This window comes from Pedococcus aerophilus, from assembly GCF_039532215.1.
Lineage (GTDB): Bacteria > Actinomycetota > Actinomycetes > Actinomycetales > Dermatophilaceae > Pedococcus > Pedococcus aerophilus.
Genome location: NZ_BAAARN010000001.1, coordinates 945,558 through 961,176, shown reverse-complemented (window position 1 = coordinate 961,176; position 15,619 = coordinate 945,558). Strand labels below are relative to the sequence as shown.

The 15,619-nt window shown below is 72.5% G+C and carries 13 protein-coding genes; 9 read left to right on the top strand and 4 right to left on the bottom strand.

Annotation, left to right across the window (positions count from 1 at the left end; translation table 11 throughout):
• Positions 1-53 precede the first annotated feature (53 nt).
• The 4 genes from ABD286_RS04425 to ABD286_RS04410 are packed head-to-tail and all read left to right on the top strand — an operon-like array spanning position 54 to position 3,544.
• On the top strand, positions 54-1,487 hold the full coding sequence (locus ABD286_RS04425; RefSeq protein WP_344190671.1) for a ferredoxin reductase family protein: 1,434 nt from the start codon (positions 54-56) through the stop codon (positions 1,485-1,487).
• An 11-nt stretch (positions 1,488-1,498) separates the two neighbouring features.
• Positions 1,499-2,131: an FMN-binding protein gene (locus ABD286_RS04420; RefSeq protein WP_344190669.1), complete on the top strand. Its 633-nt coding sequence runs from the start codon at positions 1,499-1,501 to the stop codon at positions 2,129-2,131.
• The gene (locus ABD286_RS04415) at positions 2,128-2,904 is read left to right on the top strand and encodes an FAD:protein FMN transferase (protein WP_344190667.1); all 777 of its coding nucleotides are present in this window, start codon (positions 2,128-2,130) and stop codon (positions 2,902-2,904) included. Before ABD286_RS04420 ends, ABD286_RS04415 begins: the two co-directional genes overlap by 4 nt.
• Before the next feature lie 22 nt (positions 2,905-2,926).
• Positions 2,927-3,544 (top strand): histone deacetylase, encoded by a 618-nt coding sequence (locus tag ABD286_RS04410; protein ID WP_344190664.1) that lies wholly within the window; start codon positions 2,927-2,929, stop codon positions 3,542-3,544.
• Here the strand turns inward: ABD286_RS04410 and ABD286_RS04405 are convergent.
• On the bottom strand, positions 3,525-5,498 hold the full coding sequence (locus ABD286_RS04405) for a thioredoxin domain-containing protein (protein WP_344190662.1): 1,974 nt from the start codon (positions 5,496-5,498) through the stop codon (positions 3,525-3,527). The genes ABD286_RS04410 and ABD286_RS04405 overlap by 20 nt on opposite strands.
• Positions 5,499-5,623: 125 nt before the next feature.
• Between ABD286_RS04405 and ABD286_RS04400 the strand changes: the two genes are divergently transcribed.
• Positions 5,624-7,846 carry an FG-GAP-like repeat-containing protein gene (locus ABD286_RS04400; RefSeq protein ID WP_344190660.1) on the top strand — a complete coding sequence of 741 codons (2,223 nt, stop codon included), beginning with the start codon at positions 5,624-5,626 and terminating at the stop codon, positions 7,844-7,846.
• Here ABD286_RS04400 and ABD286_RS04395 read toward each other — a convergent pair.
• Positions 7,837-8,427 (bottom strand): GNAT family N-acetyltransferase, encoded by a 591-nt coding sequence (locus tag ABD286_RS04395; protein ID WP_344190658.1) that lies wholly within the window; start codon positions 8,425-8,427, stop codon positions 7,837-7,839. The genes ABD286_RS04400 and ABD286_RS04395 overlap by 10 nt on opposite strands.
• Positions 8,428-8,495: 68 nt before the next feature.
• Between ABD286_RS04395 and ABD286_RS04390 the strand changes: the two genes are divergently transcribed.
• Both ABD286_RS04390 and ABD286_RS04385 read left to right on the top strand, forming a co-directional pair.
• Positions 8,496-9,734: an FAD-dependent oxidoreductase gene (locus ABD286_RS04390; RefSeq protein ID WP_344190656.1), complete on the top strand. Its 1,239-nt coding sequence runs from the start codon at positions 8,496-8,498 to the stop codon at positions 9,732-9,734.
• A complete protein-coding gene (locus ABD286_RS04385) occupies positions 9,731-10,555 on the top strand; it encodes a YqjF family protein (protein ID WP_344190654.1) in 825 nt (274 codons plus the stop codon). The genes ABD286_RS04390 and ABD286_RS04385 overlap by 4 nt, the downstream gene beginning before the upstream one ends.
• Before the next feature lie 127 nt (positions 10,556-10,682).
• Here ABD286_RS04385 and ABD286_RS04380 read toward each other — a convergent pair whose 3' ends face one another.
• Complete coding sequence (locus ABD286_RS04380; RefSeq protein WP_344190652.1) at positions 10,683-12,050, bottom strand: cation:dicarboxylate symporter family transporter; 1,368 nt, start codon at positions 12,048-12,050, stop codon at positions 10,683-10,685.
• A 239-nt stretch (positions 12,051-12,289) separates the two neighbouring features.
• Here ABD286_RS04380 and ABD286_RS04375 point away from each other — a divergent pair, with 239 nt between their 5' ends.
• The gene (locus tag ABD286_RS04375) at positions 12,290-13,930 is read left to right on the top strand and encodes a sensor histidine kinase (protein WP_344190650.1); all 1,641 of its coding nucleotides are present in this window, start codon (positions 12,290-12,292) and stop codon (positions 13,928-13,930) included.
• Positions 13,923-14,618, top strand: a complete 696-nt coding sequence (locus ABD286_RS04370; RefSeq protein WP_344190648.1) for a response regulator — start codon at positions 13,923-13,925, stop codon at positions 14,616-14,618. Before ABD286_RS04375 ends, ABD286_RS04370 begins: the two co-directional genes overlap by 8 nt.
• Positions 14,619-14,658: 40 nt before the next feature.
• Here the strand turns inward: ABD286_RS04370 and ABD286_RS04365 are convergent, their stop codons facing one another.
• On the bottom strand, positions 14,659-15,537 hold the full coding sequence (locus tag ABD286_RS04365; RefSeq protein ID WP_344190646.1) for an LLM class F420-dependent oxidoreductase: 879 nt from the start codon (positions 15,535-15,537) through the stop codon (positions 14,659-14,661).
• Positions 15,538-15,619: the final 82 nt, after the last annotated feature.

Sequence of the window (15,619 nt, the reverse complement as noted above, 5' to 3'; positions counted from 1 at the left end):
GGTCACGGCCGGTCCACAGCAAACTCCTAGGGTCGCGCCCCACAGTTCATCTCGTGACCACGATCAACGTGCCCGCACCGGCGGTGCCCGCCCCCACCCACGCCGACCCGGCGGCATACCGGAGCCGTGCGGTCCGGACCGTCCCGCGCTGGTGGCGTGACGCCTCCGCAGCCGCCTTCTGGGTCGTGCTGCTGTGGGTCACCGCCCTCTGGGTGGCGAACGGTGGGGTCCAGGACCTCGGGTCCGTCGCCGGGGCGCTCACGAGCACCGGTCGCCTCACCGGGCTCATCGCGTCGGCGCTGCTGCTCGTGCAGGTGTTCCTCATGGCGAGGGTGCCGTGGTTCGAGCAGGCGTGGGGCCAGGACGAGCTCGCGCGGACGCACCGGCTGGTCGGGTTCACCTCGTTCAACCTCCTTTGGGCGCACATCGTCCTCATCACCCTCGGGTACGCCGCGGGCACACCCACCGGCATCTGGGGCACGCTGGTCGACCTGGTGCTGCACTACCCGGGCATGCTCCTGGCCACCGCCGGCACGGTCGCGCTCTGCCTGGTCGTCGTGACCTCGGTGCGCAGGGCGCGGCGCCGCCTGCGGTACGAGTCGTGGCACCTCATCCACCTCTACGGCTACCTCGGCGCCGGGCTCGCCCTCCCGCACCAGCTGTGGACCGGCCAGGAGTTCCTCGCCTCCACCGCCTCGACGATCTTCTGGTGGAGCCTGTATGCCGCGTGCGCGGCTGCAGTGCTCGTCTTCCGGATCGGGGTGCCGGCCTGGCGTTCGCTGCGGGCTCCGCTGCGGGTCGCCTCGGTGGTCACCGAGGGCCCCGGGGTCACCTCGGTCGTCGTCGCCGGTCGCGGGGTCGAGAAGCTCGACGTGGCCGCCGGACAGTTCCTCCAGTGGCGGTTCCTCGACGGCCCCGGCTGGAGCCGCGCCCACCCCTACTCGCTCTCCGCAGCCCCCGACGGCCGGACCCTGCGGATCACCGCTGCCGAGGTCGGCGACGGGACGGCCCGCCTGGCCACGATGGAGCCCGGCACCCGGGTGCTCATCGAGGGGCCGTACGGTCGGCTCCACCCGGGCGTCCGGACCCGCCGCAAGGTCCTGCTCATGGGGGCTGGGATCGGCATCACGCCGATCCGGGCCCTGCTCGAGGGCCTCGACCAGGACCCCGGCGACGTCGTCGTGGTCCACCGCGCCCACAGCCGCGACCAGTTCGTCTTCGCCGGCGAGCTGTTCGAGCTGGCGCGGGAGAAGGGCGCCCGGTACGTCACCGTGGAGGGCCCCCGCGTCCCCGGTCGTGACTCGTGGCTGCCGGCCGCTGCCGCGCACCTGACCGACGCCCAGGCGCTGGGCCAGCTCGTGCCCGACGTGGCCGAGCGCGACATCTTCCTCTGCGGAGCACCGACGTGGATGGACGCCGCCCGCCGGGCCGCCCTCGACTGCGGTGTCCCCTCCGACCACATCCACCTCGAGCTGTTCGAGTACTAGGAGAACCTCCCGTGCGACGCATCACCCTGTGGAGCCTGTCCACCCTCACCACGCTGGTCCTGCTGTTCAGCTACCACACGTCGACCTCGAGCAAGGGCTCGACGGTGGCTGCCCCCGTCATCGCCCAGGCGGCGAGCCCCGCGGCGGTGCCGACGCCGGAGTCGACCACGGAGTCGACTCCGTCCACCGACAGTTCCGGCGACGACTCGACCTCGGCCGGGTCCTCCGGGACGTCGACCGACACCCCGACCGACACCCCGACCGACACCCCAAGCGACACCTCCACGTCGTCCTCGTCCAGCTCCTCGTCGGGGTCGTCGTCGGGGTCGTCGTCGGGGTCGTCGTCGGGGTCGTCGTCCCAGTCGGCCGCCAAGACCTACGACGGTGACGCGGTAGGCACGAGGTACGGCAACGTGCAGGTGCAGATCACCGTGGCCGACGGCAAGATCACCGCATCGCAGGTGCTCCAGGTCCCGTGGAACGACCACCGGGACCAGGAGATCAACTCCTACGCCGTGCCGATCCTCAACCAGGAGGCGGTGTCCTCGCAGAGCGCGAGCATCGACATGGTCTCGGGGGCGACGTACACCTCGGACGGCTACATCCAGTCGCTCCAGTCGGCCATCGACCAGGCCCACCTGTGAGCGCCTCGACGCTGGAGCGCTCCCCGGCTGCCGGCGCGGATCCCTCCGGCCGGTCCAGCGCCCGGCGCGCGTTCGTCATCCAGGTGATGGGCCTGCCCGTCTCCGCGCACGTCCGCGGACGCACCGACGCCCCCGAGGTGGAGGAGGCCGTCGGCCAGGTCTGGTCGATGCTGCGCAAGGTCGACAGCCTGTTCAGCACCTGGCGCGAGGACAGCGAGCTGATGCGGCTTCGGCGCGGCGAGCTCGACGGCGCCGCGGCACACCCGTGGCACGAGGAGGTCGCGCTGCTCTGCGCCGAGGCGCACCAGCGCACCGCCGGCCTGTTCGACGCCTCGTACCCGGGCGCCGGCGGCTACGACCCCACCGGCCTGGTCAAGGGCTGGGCGGTCGAGAAGGCGGCGGCCCACCTCGCCAACGTGCCGGGGATCTCGTTCTGCCTCAACGCCGGTGGCGACCTCGTCGCAGGGGCGGGACGGGAGGCGTCGCCGACCGCATGGCGGGTCGGGATCGAGGACCCCGCGCGCGCCGGCAGCATCGCGGCCTCGCTCGACATCGTCACCGGCGGGCTCGCGACCTCCGGCACCGCGGCGCGCGGCGCGCACATCGCGGACCCGCGTTCGGGTGGCGTGGTGGAGCGCGCCGGCTCGGTCACCGTCTGGGGCCCGAGCCTGGTGTGGGCCGACGTGTGGGCGACGGCCCTGTTCGTCGACCCGGTGGCAGGACGTGCGGCGTTGGCCACGGCCGACCCGCAGTACCGCTCCTTCGTGCTCTGAGGTCCTCTGGCACAGTGGCCGGGTGCAGGTCTGGTACGCGAGCTACGGCAGCAACCTCGCCCGCGACCGCTTCCTCTGCTACCTCCAGGGCGGTCGCCCACCCGGCGCCACCCGCACCTACCCCGGGGCCCGGGACACGACGGCCCCGGCGGACGACCGTTCGCTCACGCTGCCCGGCGAGATGTTCTTCGCGTGGGAGTCGCCGACGTGGGGAGGGGGCATCGCGTTCTACGACGCCACCTCGCCGGGGACGACCCTGGCTCGGGCCTACCTGCTGAGTGACCAGCAGTTCGCCGACGTCGCGGCCCAGGAGATGCACCGCCAGCCGGGGCAGGACCTCGACCTCGCGACGGTGCTGGCGCGGTCACGCCACGACCTCGGGCCGGGAAGGTACGAGTCGCTGCACCTCGTGGGCGAGCTGGAGGGCCACCCGGTGCTCACCTTCACGACGCCGGATCCCACTGGGCTGCAGCGGAATCCGCCTACCCCTCCCTATGTCACGATGATCGCCCGCGGCCTCGCCGACACCCACGGGCTCGGCGCGGACGAGATCACGGCCTACCTCGCTGCTCGCCCGGGCGCCGAGCTCGGGTGGGACGAGGCATCCCTGCGCGACGTCGTCAGCTCAGCGCTGCGCTGAGGGAATCCACGTCGGTCACGGGTGCGTCGCAGACGAACCCGCGACAGACGTATGCCGCCGCCCCGCCGGCGACCAAGGGTCGCTGCGCCAGCAGCGGGATCCCTTCGGCATCAGGCTCGCCCACGATGCTGACGAGGCCGGGTGACGTGGACCGGCGCACCACTGCCGCCAACGCCTCGGCCTTCGGACCACTGCCGACGACCGCCACCTGGAGGGGGCCGGCAACATCTGCCTCGGCGACGGCGAGGGCCCAGCCACCGAACCGGGGGTCGCGGGACGCCAGCTGACCCGAGGCGGCGAGGGCGGCTTCGGCCCGCTCGCGCATCGCGGGGTCGCCGGTGAGGGCGGAGCAGGTGAGCAGAGCCCCGGCGAGGGCGGACTGCCCGGACGGCTCGGCGTTGTCGGCGGCGCTGCGCGGACGGGTGAACAACGCCTCGGCATCGTCCGCGGTGTCGTGGAAGCCGCCGTCCTCGGCGGTGAAGCGATCAGTGGCGGTGCCGAGGAGCTCCCGCGCGACGGTCAGCCACCGGGCCCGGCCGGTCGCCTGGTGGAGGGCGAGGAGCCCTTCGGCGAGGTTGCCGTAGTCGTCGGCCACCCCGGCGGCGGCCCCCACCACGCCGTCCCGCGAGGCACGCCGCAGGCGGCCGTCGACGAGGTGGGTGCCCACGACGAACTCGGCGCAGCGCTCGGCCGCCTCCAGCAGCGACGCGTCCCCGAGCAGCGCACCCGCGTCGGCAAGGGCAGCGATGGCGAGCCCGTTCCACGACGTGACCACCTTGTCGTCGCGGGCCGGCTGGGGCCGCTGGTCGCGGGCCGCCAGCAGACGGGTCCGGGCGGTGGCCCACCATTCCTCGTCGTCCGGGTCGTCCAGCAGTTGCAAGGTGGAGGAGCCGTGCTCGAAGGTCCCCGCCTCCGTGACCGTGAGCAGCGCAGCCGCCCGCGCACCGTCCTCCTCGCCGAGCACCTCGACGAGCTGGGCGGAAGTCCAGGCGTACGTGAGACCCTCGACCCCGTCGGTGTCGGCGTCCAGGGCAGAGGCGAAGCCACCCTCGTCGGTGCGCAGGTCGCGCAGCAGGAACTCGGCCGTCTCGACCACCACGCGACGCGCGAGGGCATCACCCGTGCTGCGGAACAGGTGGGTGTACACGCGCAGCAGCTGGGCGTTGTCGTAGAGCATCTTCTCGAAGTGGGGGACCACCCAGCGGGCGTCGACGCTGTAGCGGGCGAAACCACCCCCGAGCTGGTCGTACATCCCTCCGCGCGCCATCGCCTCGCACGTCCGGGCAGCCATCGCCAGGGCGTCCGGCGACCCGGTGCGGGCGTGGTTGCGGAGCAGGAACTCGAGCACCATCGACGGCGGGAACTTCGGCGCACCGCCGAATCCGCCTGCACCGTGGTCGAACTGGCCGCGCAGCGTGTCCACCGCGGCGTCGAGAACCTCCGCGGCGAGGGCGTGCCCGGTCGCCGGAGCGGACAGGCCCCGCAGCGTCTCCGCGATGTGCGAACCGCTCTCCAGCACGCGGTCGCGCTGGTCGGTCCACGCGCTCGTCACGCCGGACAGCAGCTGCAGGAACTGTCCCTTGGGAAAGTAGGTCCCCGCGAAGAACGGGTCACCGTCCGGGGTGAGGAAGCAGGTCATCGGCCAGCCACCGTGACCCGTCAGCGCGGTCGTCGCGGCCATGTAGACGGCGTCGATGTCCGGACGTTCCTCACGGTCGACCTTGATCGCCACGAAGTCGGCGTTGACCACCTGGGCGACGCCGTCGTCCTCGAACGACTCGTGGGCCATGACGTGGCACCAGTGGCACGCTGCATACCCGACCGAGAGCAGGACCGGGACGTCACGGCGACGCGCCTCCGCGAAGGCGTCGGGGCCCCACTCCTGCCAGTCGACGGGGTTGTCCCGGTGCTGGAGGAGGTAGGGGGAGGTCGAGTTCGCGAGGCGGTTGGCCATGCGCCCACCGTATGCGGCGGGTGCGGCGGGTCGCCTGCGCGTCCACGCAGATCCGCCCGTTCCGCCACGAAGAGGACGCTGGCGACCGTACGATCTCGCCGGAATTCTGGATTCTTGGGGGAACTGTGACTCGCTTCGTCGGACACCGCCGCGCGGGACTGCTCGCGACCGTCCTCGCCGTGCTCGCCGGCGTCCTGGCGGCCTCGCCTGCCCGGGCGACCGAGCCGCCGGTCGTGACGTCGATCTCGGTCAGCCCGACGACGGTGACAGCACCGGGCTCTGTCGTTGTCGGCTACGTCGGCAGCAGTGACGTGCCCCTGTGGGACGCATGGGCGTACTTCATCGACAGCCGCAACCGGTTCCAAAGGGTGGACCTGAACTCCACCCTGCCCAGCGGCGAGGGGACCCTCTGGGTGCCGGAGGGCGCCGAGAGCGACACCTGGCGCATGACCTCGATGAACCTGCGTGGTCCGAACGGGACGGCCAAGGTCTGCGGGAGGTCCCAACCGTCATGCACCGAGATCCGCGACCTCTCGGCGTACGACATGCACGTCAAGGGCGTCGCGCCCGAGTTCGACGCCCCCCGGCTGCGGAGCGTGAGCGTCAGCCCGTCGTCCCCCGCCTCGGTGCGTCCCCAGCGCCCGGTCACCCTCGCCTGGACGCTGCAGGCCCCTGCGCCCGACCTCGCCGAGGTCGATGCGACCTTCGGGAAGGGCGCGGACCCGGACGGCGAGTTCCACCTCTCCTGCCGCTGCGGGTCCGCGCTCGCCGGCGGGTCGGTCGCGGTGTCCGTGCCTGCGCACGTCGCGAACGGCGACTACACCCTGCGAACGCTCGCCCTGACGGACCGGCTGGGCAACCGCGCGGAGTACCGGCCGGACGGGTCGGTCCTGCTCTCCGGCGGGGCGCGGACGCCGACCGGCGCACAGCCGACCTTCGCTGCACCGTCCCTGCGCGTCTACGAGGACCGGGTCCCGCCGTCCCTGACCTCGCTGGTCCCGGTCAACGCCCCGGTCGGCGTCGGCACCTCCGTCAAGGTGGACTACCGGGTCGATGACGAGCAGTCCGTCCTCGGCCGCGTGCGGCTCTTCTACACAGCCCTCGACGCCGAGAACCGTGACTTCGACGTGATGGCCGACGCCGTTCCCCGGTCTGGCCGGCTCAGCCAGGTCGTCGCCTCGATCGGGCGCTACCGCCTCGACTCGGTGTTCGTGGACGACGGCTACCAGACCTCTGCCTACCTTCGCGACAAGACGCTGTGGCACGGCGCCAACCGGGTCGGCGTGCACGCCTTCGACTTCTCCGCGCTGGACGTCCGGGTGGTGCCCCGGGCGCCGAAGATCACCGGCAGGGCGTGGCCGCACGGTGCGAAGGTCTCCTTCGGCTCGGTGCCGGGCAACGAGAGGTCCACCGGGTACGAGGTGGTGGCCGAGCCGGGGCACCACGTCCGCAGGCTCACCGGCCCCAACATCTACACCGCGGTGATCGACGGGCTGACCGCGGGCACGACCTACACGGTGTCGGTCCGGGCCCTGAGCGACGCGGGGCCCGGACCGTCGGCCACCTTCACCACCACGCCCCTGCTGACCTCGTCGGTCGTCGGGGTCGGTGACCTGAGCAAGGACGGTCGTGGCGACCTCGTCGCGTTCCAGCGCGACTCGGTCGCCACGCGCGGCTACTGGGGCAACGGCAAGGGCGGCATCTCCGGGGGCGCGCACCTCATCACCGACGTGGTCCCGGCCACCCGGGTGACCCCCGGCGGGGACATGAACGGCGACGGCAGGCCAGACCTGTTGGCGGACAACGGTGGTCGGCTCCAGCTCTACCTGGGCTCGACGGGTGGCTTCCTCACCGACCCGTTGCTCGTCGGGACGGGCTGGGCCGGCATGCGCTTCATCACCGGCGGGGGAGACTTCTCCGGCGACGGTCGCGCGGACGTCCTCGTCGTCGACGCCCAGGGTCGGCTCAACCTTTACGCAGGCAACGGAAAGGGCAAGGTCTACGCCGGCCGCACGATCGGCACCGGATGGGGCAGCTTCGTGGCGGTGTTCGCCACCGCCGACCTCAACGGTGACCGCACCCGCGACGTCATGGCCATCGACCGGGCCGGCGCGCTCTGGCTCTACCCCGGCAACGGCAAGGGCGGCTTCAAGGGGGCCCGCACGAAGGCCGGCAGCGGCTGGGCCGGTCTGGCCATGGCCGGACCTGTCGGCGACTTCACCGGCGACGGGCGCGCAGACGTGCTCGCCGTCACCAACGACGGGACGCTGCGGGTCTACGCCGGCGACGGCAGGGGCCACCTCACTTCGGCCCGCACGGTCAGCACGGGGTGGCGTCGCTACTTCTGAGTCGCGGTGCCCGCTCCCGGCCAGGACCCCCGGCTGACCCGGTAGAGGACGTGGCGACGCGTCGGATCGCCCTCCGCGATGAGGGGGTGGTCGAAGTCGGCGGACTCGTCGCGCGCCATACCGATCTTGCGCATGACGGACTGCGAGCGGTCGTTGGCGGGGATCGTCATGGCGACCACCTCGTCGAGGCCCAGGGGACCGAAGGCGTGGGCCAGCGCCGCGCGGGCAGCCTCGGGGGCGTACCCGCGGCCCCAGGAGGAGCGGGCCAGGCGCCAGCCGATCTCGACGCACGGCGTGAAGTGCTCCTCGAAGCGCGGGATCGACAGCCCCACGAACCCGATGAACTCCCCGGTCTCGAGCACCTCGGTGGCCCAAAGCCCCCAGCCGTGCTCGGCCAGGAAGGCCTCGATCCGGTCGGCCATGGCGTCGCTGGCCTCCCGTGTGAGACGGCCCGGGAAGTGCTCCATGACGCCCGGGTCGTCGTTGAGCGCGGCGAACGGCGCCCGGTCCTCCGGGCGCCACTGGCGCAGCAGCAGGCGTTCGGTGCGGAGCTCGGTGACGGGAGTGGTCGGGTCGGCCATGCGCCCACCGTATGACGCCTGCGTCACCCCCGCGGGCAGGCGTGGTCCGTCCGTGGCACGGTGAGTCCATGCATGACGTCGTGGTGGTGGGGGCAGGGCTGGCCGGGCTCACGTGCGCGGTGGCGCTCGAGGAACGCGGGCTCGACGTGCTGGTCCTCGAGGCGGCCGACGAGGTCGGCGGCCGCGTGCGGACCGAGGTCGTCGACGGCCACCTGTGCGACGTGGGCTTCCAGCTGCTCAACCCCGCCTACCCGGCCGTGCGCCGCCTCGTCGACGTCGACGCCCTCGCCCTGCAGACCTTCGGCGCGGGGGTCGAGGTATGGCGCCGGCAGGGCAGTGGGCGCACCGTCACCGCGCTGCTGGCCGACCCGCGCCGCGAGCCGGCGAGCGTCCTGCGCACCCTCGCCAGCGGCATGCTCGCCCCGGGTGAGCTGGCGTCCCTGGCGCGCTGGGCGGCGCCGTCGCTCGGCCCCGTCCGGCGCCTGCTCGACGGGCCGGACACCTCCCTGGCGACCTCCCTCGACGCCGCAGGCGTCCACGGGGCGCTCCGCTCCGAGGTGCTCGAGCCCTTCCTGGCCGGGGTGCTCGCCGACGGCGAGGGGGCCACCTCCGCGGCGTTCGTGAAGCTGCTGCTCAGGTCGTTCCTGCTCGGCACGCCGGGCCTGCCCGGCGATGGCATGCGGGCCCTGCCGGCCCAGCTCGCTGCCCGCCTGCGGCGGCCCGTGGAGCTCGGTGCGCGTGCCACCCTCGGCGACGGGACGACGGTCCGGACCGGCTCCGGGGAGGTGGCCGCGCGTGCAGTCGTCGTGGCGACGGATGTCGCGTCGGCCTCCGACCCCTCCCTCGACGTCATCGCGCCCGCGCCCACGAGGGGGCTGCGGACCTGGTGGTTCTCCACGACGGACCCGGCGCCGACCAGCCGGTGGCTGCGCGTCGACGGCTCGCGGGGTCCGGTCGTCAACACGGCGATCGTCTCCGACGCCGCACCGTCGTACGCCCCACCCGGTCGCAGGCTCGTCCAGGCGACGACGCTGGCCACTGCCCCCGATGACGAGGCGCTGGTTCGCCGCGAGGTCGGGCGGCTCTGGTCGACCCCGACCCGGTCGTGGGACCTGTTGGTACGACACGATGTCCGGGCCGCGCTGCCCTTCGTGCCGCCGCCGCTGTTGGTGCGACGGACGGTTGCCCTCGGCGAGGGCCGGTTCGTCGCCGGTGACCACCGCGACACCTCCTCGATCCAGGGGGCGATGGTGTCGGGACGACGAGCCGCCCGCGCGGTCGTCGCCCACCTCGGCGCACCCTCATGAGGACCGACCCCGGGTCGGGACCGGTCCTCGACCCGCAGGGGCCACCCCTGCCGACGACGCAGATCATGAGCCAGTGGTGGCGCGACATCGCCTTCCTGCACTGGCCGGTCGAGCCGGCCCTGCTCGCGCCACTGATGCCCCGGGGCGTGCGGCCCGACGAGTTCGACGGCTCGGCGTGGGTCGGGCTGATCCCGTTCCGCATGGTCGACGCCGGCGTCCTGCGTGGCGGTCCGGTGCCGTGGCTCGGGACCTTCCCCGAGACGAACGTCCGGATCTACTCGGTGGACGACCGCGGCCGGAACGGGGTCGTGTTCCTGTCGCTCGAGGCGTCGCGGCTGCTCGTCGTGCTGGGCGCCCGCCTCGGGTTCAACGTGCCCTACCAATGGGCCTCGATGCGGGTCCGTGACGCCGTCGGTGCGGGGACCGCCGAGGACGTCGGCGCCCGCGGCGCCGGCCGCGCTGATGCCCCTGGGCGGGTGCTGACCTACACGACGCGCCGGGCCACCCGGTCCCGGGTTGCCGGCATCGGACGACCGCACTCGCGGATCAGCATCCGGGTGGGGGAGCCGGTCACGGAGCCGGAACCGCTGGACCTGTTCCTCACCGCGCGGTTCGGGCTGCACACCTCGGTCGCCGGCCGGTCGCTCTGGGTGCCGAACACCCACGGGCCGTGGCCGTTGCGCCGGGCCGAGGTGCTCGAGCTCGATGACGACCTCGTCGCAGCGGCCGGCCTCGGGTCGTTCGCGCGGACCACACCGCCGACGAGCGTGCTGTTCTCCGAAGGCGTCCGCACCACCTTCGGCTTCCCCCAACACCTCTGACGCCGGCCGCCCTGAGGCCCCTGGCAGACACGCACGCCACCACTGCTGCCGCGAGGGCAGAGGTGGTGGCGTGGGGCGCCATACGGCCACGAGTCCTGCCGTGCGGGCAGAACTCGTGGCGCGGGCGTCAGTGTCCGGCGGTCACCGAGTCGGGATCGCCGACGCGGTCCGGTTCGTGGTCGTCGACCATCGTGGCCTCGTCGAACGGGTCGTTCCCGGCGAGCACGTTGTCGAGCTTGGCCCGGTCGAGCTCGCCGACCCAGTGGCCGATGAGCACCGTCGCGATCGAGTTGCCGGCGAAGTTGGTCAGCGCGCGGGCCTCGCTCATGAGGCGGTCGATGCCGACGATGAAGCCGACACCGTCGACCAGGTCGGGGCGGTGCGACTGCAGGCCACCGGCCAGGGTCGCCAGGCCTGCACCAGTGACACCGGCAGCACCCTTGGAGGCGATGATCATGAACACCAGCAACGAGATCTGCTGACCGATGGAGAACGGCTTGTCCAGGGCCTCGGCGATGAACAGCGACGCCATCGTCAGGTAGATCGCCGTGCCGTCGAGGTTGAACGAGTAGCCCGTGGGGACGGTGATGCCGACGACCGGGCGGCTGACACCGAGGTGCTCCATCTTGGCGATGAGGCGGGGGAGGGCCGACTCGGAGGACGACGTCGAGAGGATGAGGAGGAACTCGCGGGCAAGGTACTTCAGCAGCGAGAAGACGTTGATGCCGGTGACGATCTTGAGGATGCCACCGAGGACGACGAACACGAACAGCGCGCAGGTGATGTAGAACGCGACCATGATCAGGCCGAGGCTCTTGAGGGCCTGGATGCCGGTGGCACCGACGACGGCCGCCATCGCGCCGAACGCACCGATCGGCGCGACGTACATGATCATCGCCATGAGGCGGAAGACGAGTCGCTCGAGGTGCTTGATGCCACCGAGGATCGGCTCACCGGCCTTGCCCATCTTCTGCAGCGCGAACCCGACGAGCAGGGCGACGAGCAGCGTCTGGAGCACCGAGCCGGAGGTCAGCGCCGACACCAGGGTGTCGGGGACCAGGCCGAGGACGAAGTCGGTCGTCGACTCGCTGGCCTCGCCGACCTGCTTCTGGCCGGTGGCCGCGAGCTCGTCGGTGAGGTTGAGGCCGGCACCCGGCTTGACGATGTTGCCGACGATGAGGCCGATGGCCAGGGCCGCGGTCGACATCGTGATGAAGTAGCCGAGGGCGAGGCCACCGACCTTGCCGACCTGCGCCGCGCGGCGGACCGAGCCGATGCCGAGGACGATGGTGCAGAAGATGATCGGGCTGATCATCATCTTGATGAGGTTGACGAAGGCCGTGCCCAGCCACTTCAGGCTGACGCCGAAGTCGGGGAACAGGAAGCCCACGGCGATGCCGAGGACCATGGCGATGATGACGGCGATGTAGAGGTAGTGCGTCCTGTCGCGGCGTGGTGCCGGACGGTCGACGGCGCTGTCGGCTGCGGTGCTCACGTGTACTCCAGTGGACTCGTGGTGGGGCTCCCTCCCGGGAGGCGCCCGGGGTGGGGTGAACTCCGCACGAGTATGGACGGCCCAGTGACTAGGGTCACCCTTGTGTTCATTGAGTTCCGACGTGTCGCCGGGGAAGGCAGGGGCGGCGGCCGCCGTGGCGGGCAGGCCGAACGTCCGGGCGTCGGTCACGTGGTCGACGCGGGCGCCGGTCACCGGATGTGCACGACGCGGTGCGGCGTATGGCGCTGAGCCACCGGCGGTGGGCGAGCTCACCGGCGCGCTGGAGCGTGGCCGGCCAGACGTTCGCGCTCCAGGTGCTCGTCGCCCTGCTCGTCGTCGGGATCGGGACCGGGGCTGCCTACGCGCAGGCGCAACGGGCGGGCACGCAGGAGGCGACGGCACGGGCCCTGGCCGTGGCCCGCACGGTCGCGAGCAGCCCGGACGTCGTCGCCGCCGTCCAGGACGGCGACAGGGATGCCGCCCTGCAGCCCTTCGCGGAAGAGGTCCGGCGGAGGACCGAGACCGACTTCGTCGTCGTCATGAGCCCCAGCGGGATCCGTTACTCCCACCCCGACACCTCGCTGATCGGCAAGCAGTTCATCGGTCACATCGAGGACGCCCGGGCCGGGGGCACGGTCGTGGAGGACTACACCGGTTCGCTGGGCCCGTCCCGGCGTGCCGTCGTGCCGGTGCGGGCGGGCGACAGCGCCGACGCACCCGTCGTCGGCCTGGTCGCCGTCGGCATCCGCAACGCGGTGGTGAGCCAGCGGCTCGAGGGGCAGCTGGTCGCCCTGCTCGCGGCCGGGCTGGCGGCCGCCGTCCTGACCGGGCTGGCGACGGCCCTGGTCGCCCGACGGGTGCGCCGCCAGACGCACGGGCTGGGGGAGCGCCAGCTGCGCGAGATGGTCGAGTACTACGACGCGGTGCTGCACGCGGTGACCGAGGGACTGCTCCTCATCGACCTCGAGGGTCGGCTGCGGCTGGCCAACGACGAGGCGGTGCGGCTGCTCGGGCTCGGCGAGGGGGCGGTCGGCACCCGGGTCGAGGAGCTGGCGCTGTCGGGGCCGCTGACCACGGCCCTCACCGACGACACCCCACGCAGCGACGAGCTGCACGTCACCGCAGCCCGCGTGCTCGTCCTCAACACCGCACCGGCACGCTGGGACGGCAAGGTGCTGGGCCAAGTGGCCACGTTGCGCGACCGCACCGACCTCGAGCACCTCACCGGCGAGCTGGACTCGGCGCGGGGGCTGACCGAGGCCCTGCGCTCGCAGGCCCACGAGTCCGCGAACCGGCTGCACACCATCGTCTCCCTCATCGAGCTCGGCCACCCCGACCGGGCGCTGGCGTTCGCGACCGAGGAGCTCGAGCTGTCCCAGCTGCTCACCGACCGTGTCGTCGCCGGGATCGAGGAGCCGGCCCTCTCGGCGCTGCTGCTGGGCAAGGCCGCCGAGGCGAGCGAGCGGGGCATCGACCTGCGCATCGACGAGGGAGCGGTGTGGCCGGTGGACGCCCTGCCCGCCCGTGACGTCGTGACCATCGTCGGCAACCTCATCGACAACGCCTTCGACGCCGTCACCGGCCAGCCCGGGGAGCGCCAGGTGCGCGTGGACACCCGGCTCGACGAGCAAGGATCCCACGGCGCGGCGCTGCTGCTCACGGTCGCAGACACGGGTCCAGGCCTGCCGCCGGGCGCGGTGGCCCGGGCGTTCGAGCGGGGTGTCTCGACCAAGGAGCAGGGCGGGGAGGGCCGCCGCGGCATCGGCCTGGCGCTCGTGGCGCAGGTGGTGAGTCGGCTCGGCGGTTCCCTGTCGGTCGGCGGCGGCCCCGGGGCCGTCTTCACGGTCCGACTACCGCTGACCGGAGGCGGCCATGACTGACTCGTCCGACCTGCGCGTCCTGGTCGTCGAGGACGAGCCGGTCGCCCTCGAGGCCCACGCCGCCTACGTCGGCCGGGTCGCGGGGTTCGTCGTGGTGGCCACGGCGAGCACCGCCCAGGCCGCCCTCCAGGCGCTCCAGGACCGCTCGGTCGACGTGGTCCTGCTCGACATGAACCTTCCCGACGGGCACGGGCTCGACATCATCCGAGCCATGCGGGGAGCCGGGCACCGCGCCGACGTCATCGCCGTCACCTCGGCCCGCGACCTCGACGTCGTCCGGGGAGCGGTGTCGCTCGGGGTGGTGCAGTACCTGCTCAAGCCGTTCGTCTTCGCCACCCTGCGCGACCGGCTCGAGGCGTATGCCGCCTACCGCCGCCAGCTGCCGTCGGCGGAGCACGTCGACAGCCAGGCGGAGGTCGACGACCTGCTCGCCGGGGTGCGGCCGGCCACGCGGACCTCGCTGCCGAAGGGGATGAGCGAGGACCTGCTCGCCCAGGTGACCCGGACGCTGCGTGGTCGTGGTGCGACCGCGGGGATGTCGGCCAGCGAGCTCGCCGAGGAGGTCGGCGTCAGCCGCGTCACTGCTCGCCGCTACGCCGAGTTCCTCTGCGAGACAAGAACGGTCGCACGCCGGTCGCGGTATGCGGGGCAGGGGCGCCCCGAGGTCGAGTACCGCTGGGTGGGGTGACCCACCACCGACGGGCAGCGTCCTCGGGGGGCCCCGTTGCTCAGCGGCCGATCTCGGTGAGCCTCGGCGCGACCTGCTCGCCGAACGCGGTGACGGCAGCCGCAGGGTCGGGAGTCATGGCCCGCAGGTGGATGTGCTCGACCCCGAGGTCGGCGTACTCCTGGGCGAGCCGCAGGAAGCCGTCGACGTCGTCGAGCGGGTCCCCCTGCGGACCCATGACGGTCTTCTCGATGGTGTCGTAGTCGCGGCCGAGGTCGTCGCAGTGCCTGCGCAGGACGTCGAGCTTGTGCGCCAGCTCCTCGGTCCCGGACACGATGAGGTTGGTCGCGTCGGCATACTGCGCCACCAGCCGCAGCGTCTTCTTCTCGCCGCTGCCGCCGATGACGATCGGGGGGTGCGGACGGGTGAGGTTGCCGGGCTCGTTGATCGTCTCGGCGAGCTGGTAGTGCCTGCCCTCGAACGCGCCCTCGTCCTCGCCCCACATCTGCAGGATGATCTGCAGCGCCTCCTCGAGGCGCTCGAAGCGCTCGCCCAGCGGCGGGTACGGCACGCCCAGGGCCTTGTGCTCGCGCTCGTACCAGGCGGCGCCGATCCCCATGAAGGCCCGACCCCCGCTGAGGACGTCCAGCGTCGTCCCGATCTTGGCGAGCAGGCCGGGGTGGCGGTAGGTCACGCCCGTCACCACGGTGCCGAGCTTGACCTTCTCGGTGACTCCGGCGAGGAAGCCGAGCGTGGCGTAGGCCTCGAGCATCGGGTCGTGGGCGGTGCGGAAGAACTCCATCTGGAAGTAGTGGTCCATCACGGTGAACCACGAGGCGCCGACGTCCTCGGCGGCAGCCGCGGTCGAGCGCAGGGCCGGGGCGTAGGACGCCGGGCCGTCTGGGAGGTTGAAGTCGAGGAAGTGGAATCCGAAGCGCATGGGTGCAGTGTGCAACTTCTCCGCCGGATGTGCACTCGGTCCCGCGTCGGGCAGGAGGCTCCGCGCCATACCGGGCCGGATC

Excerpts from the sequence above, each read along its gene's own strand:
- ABD286_RS04405 (WP_344190662.1), bottom strand. The coding sequence starts at position 5,498 with ATGGCCAACCGCCTCGCGAACTCGACCTCCCCCTACCTCCTCCAGCAC.
- ABD286_RS04395 (WP_344190658.1), bottom strand. The coding sequence starts at position 8,427 with ATGGCCGACCCGACCACTCCCGTCACCGAGCTCCGCACCGAACGCCTG.
- ABD286_RS04390 (WP_344190656.1), top strand. The coding sequence starts at position 8,496 with ATGCATGACGTCGTGGTGGTGGGGGCAGGGCTGGCCGGGCTCACGTGC.
- ABD286_RS04385 (WP_344190654.1), top strand. The coding sequence starts at position 9,731 with ATGAGGACCGACCCCGGGTCGGGACCGGTCCTCGACCCGCAGGGGCCA.
- ABD286_RS04375 (WP_344190650.1), top strand. The coding sequence starts at position 12,290 with ATGGCGCTGAGCCACCGGCGGTGGGCGAGCTCACCGGCGCGCTGGAGC.
- ABD286_RS04370 (WP_344190648.1), top strand. The coding sequence starts at position 13,923 with ATGACTGACTCGTCCGACCTGCGCGTCCTGGTCGTCGAGGACGAGCCG.
- ABD286_RS04365 (WP_344190646.1), bottom strand. The coding sequence starts at position 15,537 with ATGCGCTTCGGATTCCACTTCCTCGACTTCAACCTCCCAGACGGCCCG.